At 58.0% G+C, this 15,805-nt stretch carries 15 protein-coding genes; 13 read left to right on the forward strand and 2 right to left on the reverse strand.

Translation table 11 applies throughout. The features are described 5' to 3' along the window. Positions 1-31 precede the first annotated feature (31 nt). The 11 genes from dxs (at position 32) to ccmI (ending at position 10,333) form a co-directional block, all read left to right on the forward strand. Positions 32-1,909, forward strand: coding sequence for a 1-deoxy-D-xylulose-5-phosphate synthase (gene dxs, locus B9Z49_RS05640; RefSeq protein ID WP_108352451.1), 1,878 nt, complete (start codon positions 32-34; stop codon positions 1,907-1,909). Then, positions 1,910-3,163, forward strand: coding sequence for a glutamyl-tRNA reductase (gene hemA / locus B9Z49_RS05645; RefSeq protein WP_108352452.1), 1,254 nt, complete (start codon positions 1,910-1,912; stop codon positions 3,161-3,163). Between the two features lie 78 nt (positions 3,164-3,241). After that, complete coding sequence (gene ccmA / locus B9Z49_RS05650) at positions 3,242-3,856, forward strand: cytochrome c biogenesis heme-transporting ATPase CcmA (protein ID WP_108352453.1); 615 nt, start codon at positions 3,242-3,244, stop codon at positions 3,854-3,856. Then, positions 3,853-4,521, forward strand: coding sequence for a heme exporter protein CcmB (gene ccmB, locus B9Z49_RS05655; RefSeq protein WP_108352454.1), 669 nt, complete (start codon positions 3,853-3,855; stop codon positions 4,519-4,521). Before ccmA ends, ccmB begins: the two co-directional genes overlap by 4 nt. 18 nt (positions 4,522-4,539) lie before the next feature. Further along, complete coding sequence (ccmC, locus tag B9Z49_RS05660) at positions 4,540-5,301, forward strand: heme ABC transporter permease CcmC (protein ID WP_108352455.1); 762 nt, start codon at positions 4,540-4,542, stop codon at positions 5,299-5,301. Then, entirely contained in the window at positions 5,298-5,492 is a 195-nt protein-coding gene (gene ccmD / locus B9Z49_RS05665) for a heme exporter protein CcmD (RefSeq protein ID WP_108352456.1), read from the forward strand. The genes ccmC and ccmD overlap by 4 nt, the downstream gene beginning before the upstream one ends. Further along, positions 5,489-5,941, forward strand: coding sequence for a cytochrome c maturation protein CcmE (gene ccmE / locus B9Z49_RS05670; RefSeq protein WP_108352457.1), 453 nt, complete (start codon positions 5,489-5,491; stop codon positions 5,939-5,941). Before ccmD ends, ccmE begins: the two co-directional genes overlap by 4 nt. A 16-nt stretch (positions 5,942-5,957) precedes the next feature. Beyond that, positions 5,958-7,886 carry a heme lyase CcmF/NrfE family subunit gene (locus tag B9Z49_RS05675; protein ID WP_108352458.1) on the forward strand — a complete coding sequence of 643 codons (1,929 nt, stop codon included), beginning with the start codon at positions 5,958-5,960 and terminating at the stop codon, positions 7,884-7,886. A 15-nt stretch (positions 7,887-7,901) separates the two neighbouring features. Beyond that, positions 7,902-8,489 (forward strand): DsbE family thiol:disulfide interchange protein, encoded by a 588-nt coding sequence (locus B9Z49_RS05680; RefSeq protein WP_108352459.1) that lies wholly within the window; start codon positions 7,902-7,904, stop codon positions 8,487-8,489. An 18-nt stretch (positions 8,490-8,507) separates the two neighbouring features. Beyond that, positions 8,508-9,005, forward strand: a complete 498-nt coding sequence (locus B9Z49_RS05685) for a cytochrome c-type biogenesis protein (protein ID WP_233254523.1) — start codon at positions 8,508-8,510, stop codon at positions 9,003-9,005. Beyond that, entirely contained in the window at positions 9,002-10,333 is a 1,332-nt protein-coding gene (gene ccmI, locus B9Z49_RS05690) for a c-type cytochrome biogenesis protein CcmI (RefSeq protein ID WP_108352461.1), read from the forward strand. Before B9Z49_RS05685 ends, ccmI begins: the two co-directional genes overlap by 4 nt. A 16-nt stretch (positions 10,334-10,349) precedes the next feature. Here the strand turns inward: ccmI and hemE are convergent, their stop codons facing one another. Further along, on the reverse strand, positions 10,350-11,471 hold the full coding sequence (gene hemE, locus B9Z49_RS05695) for a uroporphyrinogen decarboxylase (protein WP_108352542.1): 1,122 nt from the start codon (positions 11,469-11,471) through the stop codon (positions 10,350-10,352). 266 nt (positions 11,472-11,737) lie between these two features. On the opposite strand from hemE, the gene dusA reads away from it, so the two are divergent. After that, a complete protein-coding gene (gene dusA, locus B9Z49_RS05700) occupies positions 11,738-12,766 on the forward strand; it encodes a tRNA dihydrouridine(20/20a) synthase DusA (RefSeq protein ID WP_369913492.1) in 1,029 nt (342 codons plus the stop codon). Position 12,767: 1 nt separating this feature from the next. Here dusA and B9Z49_RS05705 read toward each other — a convergent pair whose 3' ends face one another. After that, positions 12,768-13,403 (reverse strand): GntR family transcriptional regulator, encoded by a 636-nt coding sequence (locus B9Z49_RS05705; protein ID WP_108352463.1) that lies wholly within the window; start codon positions 13,401-13,403, stop codon positions 12,768-12,770. Positions 13,404-13,587: 184 nt separating this feature from the next. Between B9Z49_RS05705 and scpA the strand changes: the two genes are divergently transcribed. Continuing rightward, positions 13,588-15,765: a methylmalonyl-CoA mutase gene (scpA, locus tag B9Z49_RS05710; RefSeq protein WP_108352464.1), complete on the forward strand. Its 2,178-nt coding sequence runs from the start codon at positions 13,588-13,590 to the stop codon at positions 15,763-15,765. The last annotated feature ends 40 nt before the right edge of the window (positions 15,766-15,805 follow it).

Here is a 15,805-nt window from a genome sequence, read left to right on the forward strand (position 1 = left end):
CAGGTCTGTCTATCACCTTTTCAGGCCCACCATGGATGCTTTGCTGGAATGGATTCAGTCGCCATCGCACTTGAAAAAGCTTTCGCGTGAAAACCTGCCGTCTTTGGCCCAAGAGTTGCGCGAGCGCTTGGTGGAGACCGTGTCTCAAACCGGAGGGCATTTCAGTTCCAATTTGGGGACGGTGGAATTGACCATTGCCCTGCACTATGTGTTCAACACCCCCGAAGATCGCCTGGTTTGGGATGTGGGCCACCAAACCTATCCCCACAAAATACTGACCGGCCGCAACGCGCTGATGGGTTCTTTGCGTCAAAAAGGGGGCTTGAGCGGTTTTCCCCGAAGAGAAGAAAGCGTTTACGACGCCTTTGGCACCGCACATTCTTCGACCAGTATTTCTGCCGCATTGGGCATGGCGGTGGCGCACAAGCAAACCGGCAGCCAACGCAAAGCGGTGGCCATCATCGGCGATGGGGCCCTGACCGCAGGCATGGCCTACGAAGCGATGAACAACGCGGGCAACAGCCCCTATGATTTGTTGGTCATTTTGAACGACAACGACATGTCGATCAGCCCGCCTGTGGGCGCCTTGAACCGTTACTTGGCCGAGTTGATGGGGGGGCGCTTTTATGCCCAAGCCAAAAAATTGGGTGAGCAGGTGTTGCGCAATGCGCCTCCTTTGTTTGCACTGGCCAAGCACCTGGAGGAACAGACCCAAAACCTGATTCAGCCGCACACGATTTTTGAAAAACTGGGATTCACCTACACCGGGCCTGTAGACGGCCATGATGTCCAGGGCTTGGTGGATACCTTGCAAAAACTGCACAAGACCCCCGGCCCTCAGTTTTTGCATGTGGTCACGCGCAAAGGCAAGGGTTATGCCCAGGCCGAGTTGGATCCTGTGGCCTACCACGGCCCTGGCAAATTTGATCCGGCGGTGGGCTTGCGCAGTGCGGGCCAGTCCCCAGTCACTTTCACCCAGGTCTTTGGCCAATGGCTGTGCGACATGGCAGACAAAGACCCGCGCCTGGTGGCCATTACGCCCGCCATGCGAGAAGGCTCGGGCATGGTGGCCTTCAGTGAACGCTTTCCCAGTCGTTACCACGATGTCGGCATTGCTGAGCAACATGCCGTGACGTTTGCCGCGGGCTTGGCCTGCGAAGGCCTCAAACCCGTGGTGGCCATTTATTCGACGTTTTTACAACGCGCTTATGACCAGTTGATCCACGATGTGGCCTTGCAAAAATTGCCCGTCGTTTTTGCCTTGGACCGCGCCGGATTGGTGGGCGCCGACGGCCCTACCCATGCAGGCATGTATGACATTGCCTTCACCCGCTGCATTCCCAACATGAGCGTGGCTTGCCCGGCCGATGAAAAAGAATGCCGACAATTGCTCAGTACGGCTTACACACTGGACCACCCGGTCACGGTGCGCTATCCCCGAGGTGCCGGTGTGGGCACGCCCGTTGATGCCGACTTGTCCACTTTGCCTTGGGGGCAGGCAGAGGTAAAGCGCCAAGGCCAAGGCGTGGCCATTTTGGCCTTTGGTCCCTTGCTCTACGAAGCTTTGAAGGCTGCGCAAAACTTGAACGCCACGGTGGTCAACATGCGCTGGGCCAAACCCCTGGATTTGCAAATATTGAAAGAAATGGCCCTGACGCATGACCGCTTGGTCACGGTGGAAGACGGCACCCGCAAGGGTGGTGCAGGCGCTGCTGTGCTGGAGGCCTTGCAAGACATGGGCCTCGTCAAACCGGTGTTGGTCATCGGGTTTGAAGATGAGTTCACGGAACACGGTGACCCCAAGGTGTTGATGAAGGATTACGGCCTGACGGCTGAAGGCATTGCGCAGCGCATTTCGCAGCAATGGCCGGATGTACAAAGTACACCGATGCTCAGAAGGGTTGTCTGAATGGCTGTTTGGACATTGGGCCTGAACCACCGGACTGCCCCCATTGATTTGCGGGAACGTTTTGCGTTCGCGTCTGAAAAACTCGAGCAATCCTTGCAGGGGCTGCGTCAAAGCTTTGCGACGCACAAAGAAGTGGCCATTTTGTCCACTTGCAATCGGACAGAAATTTACTGCGCAGGGGATGCCGTGCATTGGCCAGAAACACTGGCGTGGTTGGCGCAAACCGGACAAACGCAGGTGGACGTGCTGAAATCGCACACCTACCGAATGGAGGGGGATGCTTCGGCACGCCACGCGTTCAGGGTGGCCAGTGGGCTCGATTCCATGGTGCTGGGCGAGTCCCAAATTTTGGGCCAACTCAAGGACGCCGTCAGATTGGCCGCCAACACAGGGGCCTTGGGCACCACGCTGAACCAACTGTTTCAACGCTCATTTGCGGTAGCCAAAGAAGTCAGAAGCTCCACCGACATTGGCGCGCACTCCATCAGCATGGCGGCCGCATCCGTTCGACTGGCCAGCCGCATTTTTGAAAGAATCCAAGACACCCATGTCTTGTTTGTGGGCGCTGGCGACATGATTGAGCTGTGTGTGGCGCACTTTGCCGCCAAGTCGCCGCGCAGCATCACCATCGCCAACCGTTCTGCCGAGCGGGCCGAGGCATTGGCCGCTCTGCATGGCGGGCGGTGCATGGCTTTGGCCGATTTGCCGACCCGCTTGCACGAATTTGATGTGGTAATCAGTTGCACCGCCAGCACCTTGCCCTTGATTGGATTGGGGGCGGTGAATCGGGCTTTGCGAGCCCGGAAAAACCGGCCCATTTTTATGGTCGATTTGGCGGTGCCGCGCGACATTGAGCCCGAAGTCAAGAGTTTGTCTGATGTGTATTTGTACACCGTGGACGACCTGACCGAAGTGATCAACAGTGGGCAATCGCACAGGAAGGAAGCGGTGGTGGATGCCGAGGCCATCATCGACGAGGGGGTTCAAAAATTCATGTCCTGGTTGGACCACCGCACCCATGTGCCTGTGATCCAAGAACTCCGAGTGCAAGCCGATGCTTGGCGACAAACAGAATTGGCCCGTGCCCGCAAGCAAATTGAAAAAGGCCAAGACATTGAGAGTGTTCTCGAGTCGCTGTCAGTGGGGGTGATGAAAAAAATGCTCAATGGCCCTTTGCGGGAATTGCACCATGCCGAAGGCGCACACAGGCAGCACACCCTTGAAACCGTGCGGCACATGTTTTTGAATACCTGATGGTGCTCGGATCTGTGGGTGGTTTTTTTTTGACACATGGTCCTTCCATGCGGGCATGATCTGCGAAGATTCAGCCACATGCTCACCGTATCCCACCTTTCACTCAGTCGGGGCCACCGCCGGCTATTTTCTGATGTCTCCTTCAGCTTGATGCCGGGGCAATGGCTGCATTTGGAGGGCGACAATGGCGTTGGCAAAACCAGTTTGCTGCGCCTGCTGTGTGGCCTGGGCGTCTGGGAGCAAGGCGAAGTGACCTGGAAAAACCAGTCCATCGTTCAAGAGCCCGAAAACTTCAGGGCCGATTTGCTTTATTTGGGCCACCAATTGGCCCTCAAAGAAGATTTAAGCCCACTTGAAAACCTGCGCGCGGATGCCCTCGTGGCGGGTCGCGATGGTTCTGTTGACCGTGTCATGGCCGCCTTGGGCCAAATGGGTTTGAGAGGGCGTGAGCACCTGCCTGTTCGGGTGCTGTCTCAGGGGCAAAAAAGGCGCACGGCCTTGGCCCGTTTGCTCATCAGTCGCGCACCCCTGTGGATTTTGGACGAGCCTTTTGTGGCCCTGGATGCGGCCGCACAAAATGCTTTGTCAGGTGTGATCAACGCGCATTTGAATGACGCCGGCATGCTGCTGGTCACCAGCCACCAGCCTCTGTCTTTGCAAGGCCAGGCGCTTTCTTACCGGTTGACCGCATGAGCGCTTTTTGGGCCGTTGTTCAGCGCGATTTGGTTTTGGCCATGCGGCGCAAAACCGAGGTCATCACCGCCGTTTTCTTTTTTGTCGTGGTGGCCGCCTTGTTTCCTTTGGGCATTGGCCCGGAAATCAACACTTTGCGCTTGGTCGCACCCGGCATTTTGTGGGTGGGGGCTTTGCTGGCCAGCATGCTTTCCTTGGGGCGCTTGTTTGCGGCAGACTTTGCCGATGGCACGCTGGAGCAAATGGCCTTATCTCCGAACAGTTTATCGGTTCTGGTGGCCGCCAAAATTTTGGCGCATTGGTTACTCTCTGGCCTGCCATTGGTCTTGCTGGCCCCTGTTTTGGGCTTGCAATTTGACCTGACCGAAGAGGCTTTGTGGACTTTGACGATCGGTCTTTTGCTGGGGACGCCCATTTTGTCTCTGATAGGGGCCGTGGGCGCGGCACTCACCTTAGGCGTTCGTGGGGGGGATGTTTTGTTGTCTCTGTTGATCTTGCCTTTGTACGTGCCCGCTTTGATTTTTGGTGCTGGCGCGGTGCAGGCACAAATGAGTGGCCTAGGTGCCGCGGCACATTTGTCCATTTTGGCCGCCATGGCCTTGGTCGCCGCCGTCTTCAGCCCGTGGGTGAGCGCGGCCTCGCTTCGCATTGCGCTGGAGTCATGAGCTTTGCTTGATTGAACGATGAATAAAATTTTCTTTCACTACGCTGCGCCGCAAAACTTCTACGCCTTGGCCGGTCGTTTGTGGCCTTGGGTGGCTGCCTTGGCTTCGGCGCTGGCGGTTTGGGGTTTGTGGTTAGGCTTTTTTGTGGCGCCCACCGATTTTCAGCAAGGTCAGGGTTATCGCATTATTTTTGTGCATGTCCCCGTGTCATGGATGTCCATGATCATTTATTTGGCCATGGCTTTTTGGGCTTTTTTAGGCCTCACCTTCAACACACGCTTGTCCGGCATGATGTGCCGCGCACTGGCACCCACCGGGGCCATTTGTGCTTTCTTGTCACTTTGGACGGGCGCTCTCTGGGGCAAACCCATGTGGGGCACTTGGTGGGTCTGGGATGCCCGCCTGACTTCTGAGTTGATTTTGTTTTTCTTGTACTTGGGCTACATCGCTTTGACCAATGCCATCGACGACACCCGCCGCGCCGACAAAGCCGGTGGCATCTTGGCCTTGGTCGGGGCGCTCAATGTGCCTGTGATTTACTTCTCCGTGAAGTGGTGGAACACCTTGCACCAGGGCGCGTCGGTGTCCTTGACCCAAGGCTCGAAAATGGCGGAAATCATGTTGCAAGCCATGCTCATCATGGCCATCGCGTTTTGGCTTTATGCCATTGCCATCGCTTTGTACCGAGTCAGAAGCATGATTTTGATGCGTGAAAGGCACGCGCAATGGGTGGCTGATTTGCCCGAAATCAAAGCCCAATTCAAGGGAGCTTTGCCATGATTTGGAACAGTGCGGCCGATTTTTGGGCCATGGGTGGGTATGGGTTTTATGTCTGGGGCAGTTTTGGTGTCACCGCCCTCCTCATGGCCCTCGAAGTGGGCTGGGTCAGGCAGCAACGCCAGCGTGCCTTGGCGCAAGTGGCAGCAGAATCGGCCTCTGAACACGGTTTGAGCAAGGATTGGCAGTCATGAAGCCCCGTCATCAACGCATGCTGTGGATCAGCGCCGGCTTACTGGCCTTGGCCGCAGCGGGCACGCTTGTTTTGAATGCCTTTCAAAGCAACTTGGTTTTCTTTTTCACCCCCACCCAAGTCGCGCAAGGGGAGGCCCCTCAAGGCCGGGCCTTTCGCGTGGGCGGCATGGTCAAAGAGGGCAGTGTGAAGAAAGACGGTGAGAACGTGCAATTTGTGGTGACTGACTTTGCACACGATGTGGCCGTGTCGTACACCGGTTTTTTGCCCGATTTGTTCAAAGAAGGCAAAGGCGTGGTGGCACAAGGGAAAATGCAAGAGGGCCGAGCATTCAAGGCCTCCGAAGTTTTGGCCAAACACGACGAAAACTACATGCCGCCTGAGGCGCAACATGCTTTAGACCAGGCTGCAGCCGACAAAGCGGCAAAGTCGCTCAAGCTGCCTAACTGAGAGAAAAGAGCTTTCAATGATTGTTGAAATTGGTCACTTTGCGTTGATCCTCGCCACTTGCGTCGCTTTTTTGCAAGCGGTTTTGCCGCTGGCGGGCACGATGTTGGACCGACCCCGGTGGCAGGCGCTGGCCAAACCCACGGCCTTGCTTCAGTTTGCACTCATCGTATTGGCCTATGCGGTGTTGACGCATGGGGCGGTCACAGACGACTTTTCCATCAAATACATCGCCGGACACTCCAACTCGCTCTTGCCCATGGAATTCAAGGTGTCTGCAGTGTGGGGTGGCCATGAGGGCTCATTGCTGTTGTGGGTGCTGATGTTGTCGGGTTGGACAGTGGCTGTGGCCCTGTTTTCGAAAACCTTGCCCTTGGCCATGGTGGCTCGGGTGATTGGTGTTTTGGGCTGGGTGTCTGTCGGATTTTTGTCTTTCACTGTGATCACCTCCAGTCCGTTTGAGCGCCTGATCCCAGCACCCGCTGACGGGCGCGATTTGAATCCATTGCTGCAAGACCCGGGCTTGATCATTCACCCGCCGATGTTGTACATGGGCTATGTGGGGTTTTCGGTGGCCTTTGCCTTTGCTATTGCCGCCTTGTTGTCGGGCCGCATGGATGCAGCTTGGGCCCGCTGGTCACGGCCGTGGACGATTGTGGCCTGGATGTTCATGACCGCCGGCATCGCGCTGGGCTCTTGGTGGGCTTATTACGAGTTGGGTTGGGGCGGTTGGTGGTTTTGGGACCCGGTGGAAAACGCTTCACTTTTGCCGTGGCTGTTTGGCACTGCTTTGATTCATGCTTTGATGGTGACTGACAAGCGTGGTGGCTTCAAGGCTTGGTCGATCTTGTTGGCCATTGGGGCTTTTTCATTGTCTTTGCTGGGCACGTTCTTGGTGCGCTCGGGCGTGCTGACCTCTGTTCATTCGTTTGCCTCAGACCCCAAACGGGGGGTGTTCATCTTGATCTTTTTGGCCTTGGTGGTGGGTATTTCGCTCACGCTGTTTGCCTGGCGTGCACCAAAAGCCACCTTGGGCGGCAAGATGGGATTGGTGTCACGCGAGTCGATGCTATTGGCCAACAGCGTGCTTCTGGTGGTGGCCACCGCTGCCGTGTTGTTGGGTACGGTTTACCCCCTGATCGTGGACGCCTTGAACTTGGGCAAACTCTCGGTGGGGGCACCTTATTTCAATGCGGTGTTTGTGCCTTTGATGGTGCCTGTGGTGTTCCTGATGGTGCCAGGGGGTGTTGCGCATTGGCGCGAAGCCCGATGGGCAGAGTTGGCTCATGCCATGCGCTGGCCGGCTTTGGCCGCTGTGCTGGTGGGCTTGGGCGTCTTGTTCTTTAGCGCCCGCGGCACTTGGCTGACCGTCATGGGCATGGCCTTGGCCACATGGGTGGTGGCGGGTTTGTTGCACCAAATTGTTAACCGCACGCAAAAACCTGGCCGCATCCCGCCGTCTTTTTGGGGCATGCACCTGGCGCATCTGGGCATTGCGGTGGTGGTGGTGGGCATCACGTTGGTCAAGGGCTACGAAGTCGAGCGCGATGTGCGCATGGGCGTGGGCGATACCGTTCAAATTGAAAATTACAGTTTTGAGTTGATGGATGTCTCCGAAGTGAATGGCCCCAATTACAAAGCGCTGCGAGGCGAGGTACGGGTCAACAAGGATGAAAAACTGCTCGAGGTGTTGTATCCAGAAAAGCGCCGCTATTTCTCCAGCAACATGCCCATGACCGAGGCGGCCATTGATTCGGGCTTTTTCCGCGACTTGTATGTGTCACTGGGCGAGCCCATTGAAGGCGAGCGCCCACAGTGGAGCGTGCGTGTTTATTACAAGCCGTTTGTGTCCTGGCTTTGGTACGGATCCATCTTGATGGTCTTGGGTGGTTTGTTGGCGGTCAGCGACCGTCGCTACCGCAAGTCTCCGGCGGCTGTTGCCGCCTAAGGGGAGAGGCTTGGCATGAAAAAGTTTTTGATTCCCCTAGGGCTGTTTCTGGTCTTGGTGGGTTTTCTGGCGGTTGGATTGACCCGCAACCCGCAAGAAATCCCTTCGCCCTTGGTGGGCAAGTCAGCGCCTGCATTTGCCTTACCGACTTTGGACCGCAGCGCGCCCCCATTTGGGCCGCAAGACATGCGGGGTCAAATTTGGATGCTCAACGTGTGGGCCACATGGTGTGTGGCCTGCAGGGAGGAACATCCCTTGTTGGTGGCATTCTCAAAAGCCAACCAACTGCCCATTGTGGGCTTGAGTTACAAAGAAATTCAAAGCCAGGATATGCCCTCGGGCAGCAAGCTGTCACCCGAAGACAAATTGCAACGCGCTCGTGAGCGCAGCGCGCAGTGGTTGCAACGCTATGGCAACCCGTATGCCGCCACTGTGTTTGATTTGGATGGTCGTGTGGGCATTGACTACGGCGTATACGGCGTACCAGAAACCTACGTCATCGATCAAAAAGGCGTGATCCGCTACAAACGCGTGGGGGTCATCACGCAGGAACTGTTGGACGCCCAAATCTTGCCTTTGGTGAAGAAGTTAAACGCCTTGTAAGGCAGGTTGAAAGAGTCCATGATCACGAATATTCTTGGAATCAAGCGGCTAATGCAGGGGGTTTTGTTCCTGCTTGCCGCAGCAGCAGTAGCGACTGCCCAAAGCAAAGAGGCTGAACCTTCGGCCAAGGAGCCACTGATCGAGCAGCGTTTGATTCATATCTCTGAAGAGCTGCGCTGTTTGGTTTGCCAAAATGAATCGCTGGCTTCTTCGCGGGCTGAATTGGCGAACGACTTGCGCGAAGAAGTTCGCCTGCTGATTCGCCAAGACAAAAGTGATGCCGCCATCAAAGCCTACTTGGTCGAGCGCTATGGCGACTTTGTGCTTTACCGACCCGAAGTCAAACCCTTGACTTGGCTGTTGTGGTTTGGCCCTTTTGCCTTGCTGCTGTGCGGTTTGGTGGGCATGGCCCTTTATGTGCGTCAGCGCCAGGCGGTTCAGAAGTTGGCAAAACCTTTGAGTGAAAAAGAACGCGACCAAGTTCGTGTCTTGTTGAAAAACGGAGAGTCGCCATGACTGAACTGCTGATGTTTCTGGCCGTCACGCTGGGCATGGCGCTGTGTGTGGCGGGTGTGGTGGTGTGGGTCTTGCTGCGTCAGGGCCCAGTGGTCACTTCGGCAAGCCAGTCGCAAGCCAACGTCAAGGTTTATCGAGAGCAAATTTTGGACCTGGACCGTGAACACGCCAACGGCCACCTCAGTGATGCCGAGTGGCAACAGTCACGCGATGAACTGAGTGTGCGCTTGCTGCAAGACACGGCGGTTGAAGACGAGCCACAGCTCATCACCCAAGCGCAATCATGGCGCACAGCGGTGGTGATCGCTTTGGTCTTTCCCATTTCGGCTTTGGGCTTGTACATCTGGCTGGGTGCTCCTGAAGCTATAAGTCCGATGCCACCCGCATCAGCGTTGGCCGAAGCAGCGACTGAGCAGGCAGCGGCCCCAAATCTCGACCAAATCGTAGAGAATTTGGCGAGCAAATTGCAGGCCGATCCGAACAACCTCGAAGGCTGGGTCTTGCTGGGGCGGACTCACCGCAGCATAGGCAACCTGGATGCGGCTTTGTCAGCCTTTGACCGTGCGTTGAAGCTCAATGCAGACGACGAGCTGATTTTGGCGCGGGCCGAGGTGTTGGCGGCCAAGAACCAAGGCCGATTTGATGGAGAACCTTGGCGCGTGATTCGCGAAGTCTTGCAGCGCGATCCCCAAAACTATGCCGCATTGTTGTTGGCTGGCAGCGCTTCTTATGCAAACAACCGCTACGCCGATGCCCTTGAATTTTGGCAACGCGCTCGGCTTCGGCTGTCAGCAGATCACCCCGATGTCCCGAACTTGATCGAAGCCATGTCGACCGTTCAAGCCAAACTGAAAAACCCAGCCAGCCCATCGTCTACCCCGGCTGCTCAGAGCGCGCAAGGAGCGGTGCCTGCGCAAGGCAGCGCTGCTTCAGGAGCGGCGCCAGCAGCTGCCGTAGCCTCTGCTGCAGGGGGCGCTGCATCGGCGCTGAATGTCTCAGGGCAAGTGCGTCTGTCAGCGGCATTAAAAAGCCAAACCAGCCCTACGGATGTGGTGTTTGTCTATGCCGTGCCCGCCAATGGCGAGCGGATGCCACTGGCGTTGTTGAAGACCACCGTGGCCCAATTACCGTTGAGCTTCACCCTCGACGACAGCAGTGCCATGCTGCCCGATCGCAAGCTCTCAGGTGCCAGTCAGGTGCTTGTGAAAGCCCGGATTTCGAAGTCGGGCAATGCGATCCCGCAGTCGGGTGATTGGGAGGGCAGCTTGGGTCCTGTCAAAGTGGGCGCAACCGGCTTGGATCTGGAAATCAAAACCCAACGGCCCTGAGACACCCAGAGCTCAATTAAGCGGTGCGGCGCATCTGGCGGGAATGCTGGTGCACCGCCTCGACCAAGGCCGTCACATGCTCGGGCGGGGTGTATTGGCTGATGCCGTGGCCCAGGTTGAAGATGTGCGTGGGGCCTGTGGAACTGCGGCCGGTGTGCGGGGTGCCAAAGCTGTCCAGCACGCGGTGCACCTCGGTGGCGATTTGCGCAGGCGGCGCAAACAGGATGTTCGGGTCGATGTTGCCTTGCAGCGCTTTGCCGGGGCCGCCCACTTCACCTCCCACCAGGGCGCGTGCGCGGCCCAGGTTCATGGTCCAGTCCAGACCCAGCACGTCGCAGTTCAGGCCCGCCATCTCGGGCAGCCACAGGCCGCCGCCTTTGGTGAAGACGATGCTGGGGATGCGCTGGCCGTTGTGCTCGGTTTTGAGTTGGGCAAGCACGCGAGCGGTGTAGGCCAGGCTGAACTGCTGGAAAGCCCCGTCGGCCAGCACACCGCCCCAGCTGTCAAACACCATGACGGCTTGCGCACCGGCTTCGATTTGCGTGTTCAGGTACAGGGCCACGGCGTCGGCGTTGATGGCCAAAATGCGGTGCATCAGGTCTGGGCGGCTGTACATCAGGGTTTTGACGTGACGGTAATCGTCAGACCCCGCGCCCTCGACCATGTAGCACGCCAGCGTCCAGGGGCTTCCGGAAAAGCCGATGAGGGGCACGCGGCCGTTCAGTGCCTTGCGAATGGACGTCACCGCATCGAAGACGTAGCGCAGCTTGTTCATGTCGGGCACGGCCAGCTCGGCCACGGCGGCTTCGTCGCGCACGTTTTTGGCAAAGCGGGGGCCTTCACCCAAAGCGAAGCTCAGGCCCAGGCCCATGGCGTCGGGCACGGTGAGGATGTCGCTGAACAGGATGGACGCGTCCAGTGCATAACGTTCCAGCGGCTGCAGAGTGACTTCGGTGGCGTAGTCGACGTTGGTGGCCAGGCCCATGAAGCTGCCGGCTTTGGCGCGGGTGTCGCGGTACTCGGGCAGGTAGCGCCCGGCTTGGCGCATGAGCCAGACGGGGGTGTGGTCAGTGGCTTGGCGCAGGCAGGCGCGCAAGAAGCTGTCGTTTTGGAGGGGGGCGAAAGATGAATGACTCATGTCCAGATTGTCGCAGGCTCCAAGCCATGGATCGATGATCCGCTGCCCTTTGTAGATGAGGTTCACGGTCACATTTTTCTTCTTATGTCGCTGATGCTGGCGCATGAGTTTGATGCCTGCGCCATTAAGGGTAGGCTCCATCGCAGGGGAGCTGCGAGAATGTCGTCCATGCCTTCGGTCTGGGTGCTCAAGCCGGTTGACCCTTGTGATCCAGATCTTGACTTCGTGTGCCGTTCGTGTGCACTTCATGTTCAAAAATGCCTTCAATGCAGCAAATTTCAGAAGAAAAAGACAGCAGCCACCCGCCACCAAGCCCGTGGCGTTTAAGTGTCGCTCCCATGATGGACTGGACCGATCGGCATTGCCGTTTTTTCCACCGCCTGTTGACCCGCCACACCTTGCTCTACTCCGAAATGGTGACCACAGGCGCTTTGCGACACGGTAGCGTGCAGCGGCATTTGCGCTTCAATGCCGAAGAGCACCCTGTGGCTTTGCAATTGGGCGGCAGCGAAGCGGCCGATCTGGCCTATGCCGCCAAGCTGGGCCAGGAGTGGGGTTACGACGAAATCAACCTGAACTGCGGCTGCCCCAGTGACCGGGTGCAGCGCGGCGCATTTGGCGCCTGCCTGATGAACGAGCCGCGCACCGTGGCCGACGGCGTGAAAGCTATGCTTGATGTGGTGGATGTGCCGGTGACGGTCAAGCACCGCATTGGCCTGGACCGCATCGAGAGCTACGACTTTGTGCGCGACTTTGTGGGCACAGTGAGCGAGGCCGGCAGCCGGGTTTTCATCGTGCACGCCCGCAATGCCTGGCTCGATGGCCTGAGTCCTAAGGAAAATCGCGAGATCCCGCCGCTGCGCTATGAATTGGCCTACCAGCTCAAACAAGATTTTCCGGGACTGGTGATTGCCGTGAACGGCGGCATCAAGACCAACGAAGACATCGCCAGCCATTTGCAGCATGCCGACGGTGTGATGGTCGGGCGCGAGGCCTATTACAACCCATGGCTATTGGGCAGCTGGGACGTCACTTTTTTTGGCGACGCCCACGAGGTGCCCAGCCGCGAAGCGGTGGAAGAGGCCATGGTGGCCTACATGGAGCGAGCCTTTGCCGAAGACGGCTGCCCTTGGTATGCAATTGCGCGGCACATGCTGGGCCTGTACCACGGGCAACGCGGTGGTCGCTTGTGGCGGCAAGTGTGGAGCGACCACAAACTCAAGCCCTTGCCGCCGCGTGAGGTCTGGCAGCTGGCCCGCGCTGCGTTGGCGCGGGGGGCGGTGGTCACCGACTGATTTATTGGGCGGCCTGCAGGCCGTTCGTGAAGTGCGCCGACATGCGCTCGGCCGCTTGCTCGGGCTGGCGCTGGGTCAGGGCCTGCACGATGGCGCGGTGCTCGGCCAGAGATTGTTCAATCCGGCCTTCCTTGAACAGGGAGCTGTGGCGGTTGAGCTTCATCACCTTGCGCAGGTCGGCCACCATCTGGTCGCGCCAGCGGTTGTCGGCCAACTCCAGCAGCAACATGTGAAAAGCTTCGTTGATCTCGAAGAATCGGTCGCGGTCGCCCACGGCCTCTTCCAAGTTCTGGTGCAAGGCTTCAATTTGCGCCATTTGTTCGACGCTGGCGTTTTGTGCCACCACGCGGGCCGCGTCCGATTCCATCAGGGCCAGCAGGTGGTAGACATCGCGCAGGTCTTTGTCACTGACCTCGGTGACATAAGCGCCTCGGCGCACCTTCATGGTCACCAAACCCTCAGCGGCCAGCACCTTCAAGGCCTCGCGCAAGGGGGTGCGGCTTATGCCCAGCGCTTCGGCGATGCGCAACTCGTCGATCCAGCTACCGGGCTCCAGTTCGCGCGCAAAAATACGCTGCCGCATTAGTTCGGCAACTTCTTCGTACAGGGCGCGAGGGGCAAGGGACAGGGCGGACATGAGGCGTGGCGTGCCGGGGAAACCGGTTTTTGAGGCGTTGACAGAAAATTTTTCAGATGCTGAATTGTAAGCCGGTTAAAATATTCTGCATCAATAATTATGAATCACGGTACTTGTCAGCCGGTAGGCAGCCCCAGGCTGCCAAAATCCGGCTCAGCCATTTTTGTCCCGAAAGCACAGCGCCATGACGTCCAAATCCTTTGAATTCAACGCTTCCAACCTGGAAGCCTGGCAAAAAGCAGCGGTCAAATCCGCCCCTGGTGGTGATGTAAACGCCCTGAACTGGAAGACACCCGACGGCATCGTCGTCAAGCCGCTGTACACCGCCGAAGACACGGCCAACTTGCCCTACGCCAACACGCTGCCTGGCTTTGAGCCTTTCTTGCGCGGCCCGCAGGCCACCATGTACGCCGTGCGCCCCTGGACGATCCGCCAATACGCCGGTTTTTCCACCGCCGAAGAATCCAACGCCTTCTACCGCAAGGCCTTGGCTGCGGGCGGGCAGGGCGTGTCGGTGGCTTTTGACCTGGCCACCCACCGGGGTTACGACTCTGATCACCCCCGCGTGACGGGCGACGTGGGCAAGGCCGGTGTGGCGATTGACTCCGTCGAAGACATGAAGATCCTGTTTGACCAGATTCCGCTGGACAAAGTCAGCGTGTCCATGACCATGAATGGCGCGGTCTTGCCGGTGCTGGCAGGCTACGTGGTCGCGGCTGAAGAGCAGGGCATCTCGCAAGAAAAACTCTCAGGAACGATTCAGAACGACATTCTGAAAGAGTTCATGGTGCGCAACACCTACATCTACCCGCCCGAGCCGTCGATGAAAATCATCGGCGACATCATCGAGTACACGGCCAAGAACATGCCCAAGTTCAACTCGATCTCGATCTCGGGTTACCACATGCAAGAAGCCGGGGCCAACCAGGCACTGGAAATGGCGTTCACCTTGGCCGACGGCAAGGAATACGTGAAGACGGCGATTGCCAAGGGCATGGACGTGGACGAGTTCGCCGGTCGCCTGTCCTTCTTCTGGGCCGTTGGCATGAACTTCTATCTGGAGATCGCCAAGATGCGTGCGGCCCGCCTGCTGTGGTGCCGCATCATGAAGGGCTTTGACGCCAAGAACCCCAAGAGTCTCATGCTGCGCACCCACAGCCAAACATCTGGCTGGTCGCTCACCGAGCAAGACCCTTACAACAACGTGGTGCGCACCACCATCGAAGCCATGGCGGCCGTGTTTGGCGGCACCCAGTCGCTGCACACCAACTCGTTTGACGAGGCCATCGCACTGCCTACTGAATTCAGCTCGCGCATCGCCCGCAACACCCAGCTCATCATTCAAGAAGAGACCCACATCACCAACGTGATCGACCCTTGGGCCGGTTCATACATGATGGAGTCGCTCACCCAAGAAATGGCCGACAAGGCCTGGGCCATCATCGAAGAAGTCGAAGCCATGGGCGGCATGACCAAGGCCGTGGGCAGCGGCTGGGCCAAGCTCAAGATCGAAGCCGCAGCGGCTGAAAAGCAGGCCCGCATCGACTCAGGCAAAGACGTGATCGTGGGCGTGAACAAATACAAGCTGGCCAAGGAAGACCCGATCGAAACCTTGTCAATTGACAACGTGCGTGTGCGCGACGGCCAGATCGAGCGACTCGCCAAAATCCGCGCTACCCGCGACAGCGCCAAGGTGCAAGCCGCGCTGGACGCTTTGAGCGCTTCGGCCGAATCGGGCCAAGGCAACCTGCTCGACTTGTCGATTCAGGCCGTGCGCCTGCGCGCCACGGTTGGTGAAATTTCCGACGCACTTGAAAAATCCTTTGGTCGCCACCGCGCCGACACACAAAAAGTCACCGGCGTTTACGCCGCCGCCTACGACGATGGCGAAAACGTGGGAGACACCATGGAATACTGGAACGCTCTCAAAGCCGACATCGCCGCCTTTGCCGATGCCCAAGGCCGCCGCCCCCGCGTGATGATTTCCAAGTTGGGCCAAGACGGCCACGACCGGGGCGCCAAAGTGGTCGCCACCGCGTTTGCCGACCTGGGCTACGACGTGGACATGGGTCCGCTGTTCCAGACCCCCGAAGAGTGCGCCCGCCAAGCGATTGAAAACGACGTGCACGCCGTGGGCGTGAGCACACTCGCCGCAGGCCACAAAACCCTGGTCCCCGCCATCATTGCTGAACTCAATAAGCAGGGCGCAGACGACATCATCGTGTTCGTGGGCGGCGTGATCCCGCGCCAAGACTACGACATGCTGTACGAAGCGGGCGTCAAGGGCATTTACGGCCCCGGCACCCCGATCCCGGTCAGCGCCAAGGATGTGCTGGAGCAGATCAAGAAGGCTTTGGCTTAAAGATGCTTGTGATACAGTAATACAGTATTGCGAACATCAT

The sequence above is a fragment of the Limnohabitans sp. 2KL-51 genome (assembly GCF_003063645.1).
Taxonomy (GTDB): domain Bacteria; phylum Pseudomonadota; class Gammaproteobacteria; order Burkholderiales; family Burkholderiaceae_C; genus Limnohabitans_A.

Bases quoted from the DNA above. Each gene is read 5' to 3' on its own strand.
- B9Z49_RS05680 (WP_108352459.1), top strand. From the start codon at position 7,902: ATGAAAAAGTTTTTGATTCCCCTAGGGCTGTTTCTGGTCTTGGTGGGT.
- hemA (WP_108352452.1), top strand. From the start codon at position 1,910: ATGGCTGTTTGGACATTGGGCCTGAACCACCGGACTGCCCCCATTGAT.
- B9Z49_RS05675 (WP_108352458.1), top strand. From the start codon at position 5,958: ATGATTGTTGAAATTGGTCACTTTGCGTTGATCCTCGCCACTTGCGTC.
- dxs (WP_108352451.1), top strand. From the start codon at position 32: ATGGATGCTTTGCTGGAATGGATTCAGTCGCCATCGCACTTGAAAAAG.
- B9Z49_RS05685 (WP_233254523.1), top strand. From the start codon at position 8,508: ATGATCACGAATATTCTTGGAATCAAGCGGCTAATGCAGGGGGTTTTG.
- scpA (WP_108352464.1), top strand. From the start codon at position 13,588: ATGACGTCCAAATCCTTTGAATTCAACGCTTCCAACCTGGAAGCCTGG.
- ccmE (WP_108352457.1), top strand. From the start codon at position 5,489: ATGAAGCCCCGTCATCAACGCATGCTGTGGATCAGCGCCGGCTTACTG.
- ccmI (WP_108352461.1), top strand. From the start codon at position 9,002: ATGACTGAACTGCTGATGTTTCTGGCCGTCACGCTGGGCATGGCGCTG.
- dusA (WP_369913492.1), top strand. From the start codon at position 11,738: ATGCAGCAAATTTCAGAAGAAAAAGACAGCAGCCACCCGCCACCAAGC.
- ccmB (WP_108352454.1), top strand. From the start codon at position 3,853: ATGAGCGCTTTTTGGGCCGTTGTTCAGCGCGATTTGGTTTTGGCCATG.
- B9Z49_RS05705 (WP_108352463.1), bottom strand. From the start codon at position 13,403: ATGTCCGCCCTGTCCCTTGCCCCTCGCGCCCTGTACGAAGAAGTTGCC.
- ccmA (WP_108352453.1), top strand. From the start codon at position 3,242: ATGCTCACCGTATCCCACCTTTCACTCAGTCGGGGCCACCGCCGGCTA.
- ccmC (WP_108352455.1), top strand. From the start codon at position 4,540: ATGAATAAAATTTTCTTTCACTACGCTGCGCCGCAAAACTTCTACGCC.
- hemE (WP_108352542.1), bottom strand. From the start codon at position 11,471: ATGAGTCATTCATCTTTCGCCCCCCTCCAAAACGACAGCTTCTTGCGC.
- ccmD (WP_108352456.1), top strand. From the start codon at position 5,298: ATGATTTGGAACAGTGCGGCCGATTTTTGGGCCATGGGTGGGTATGGG.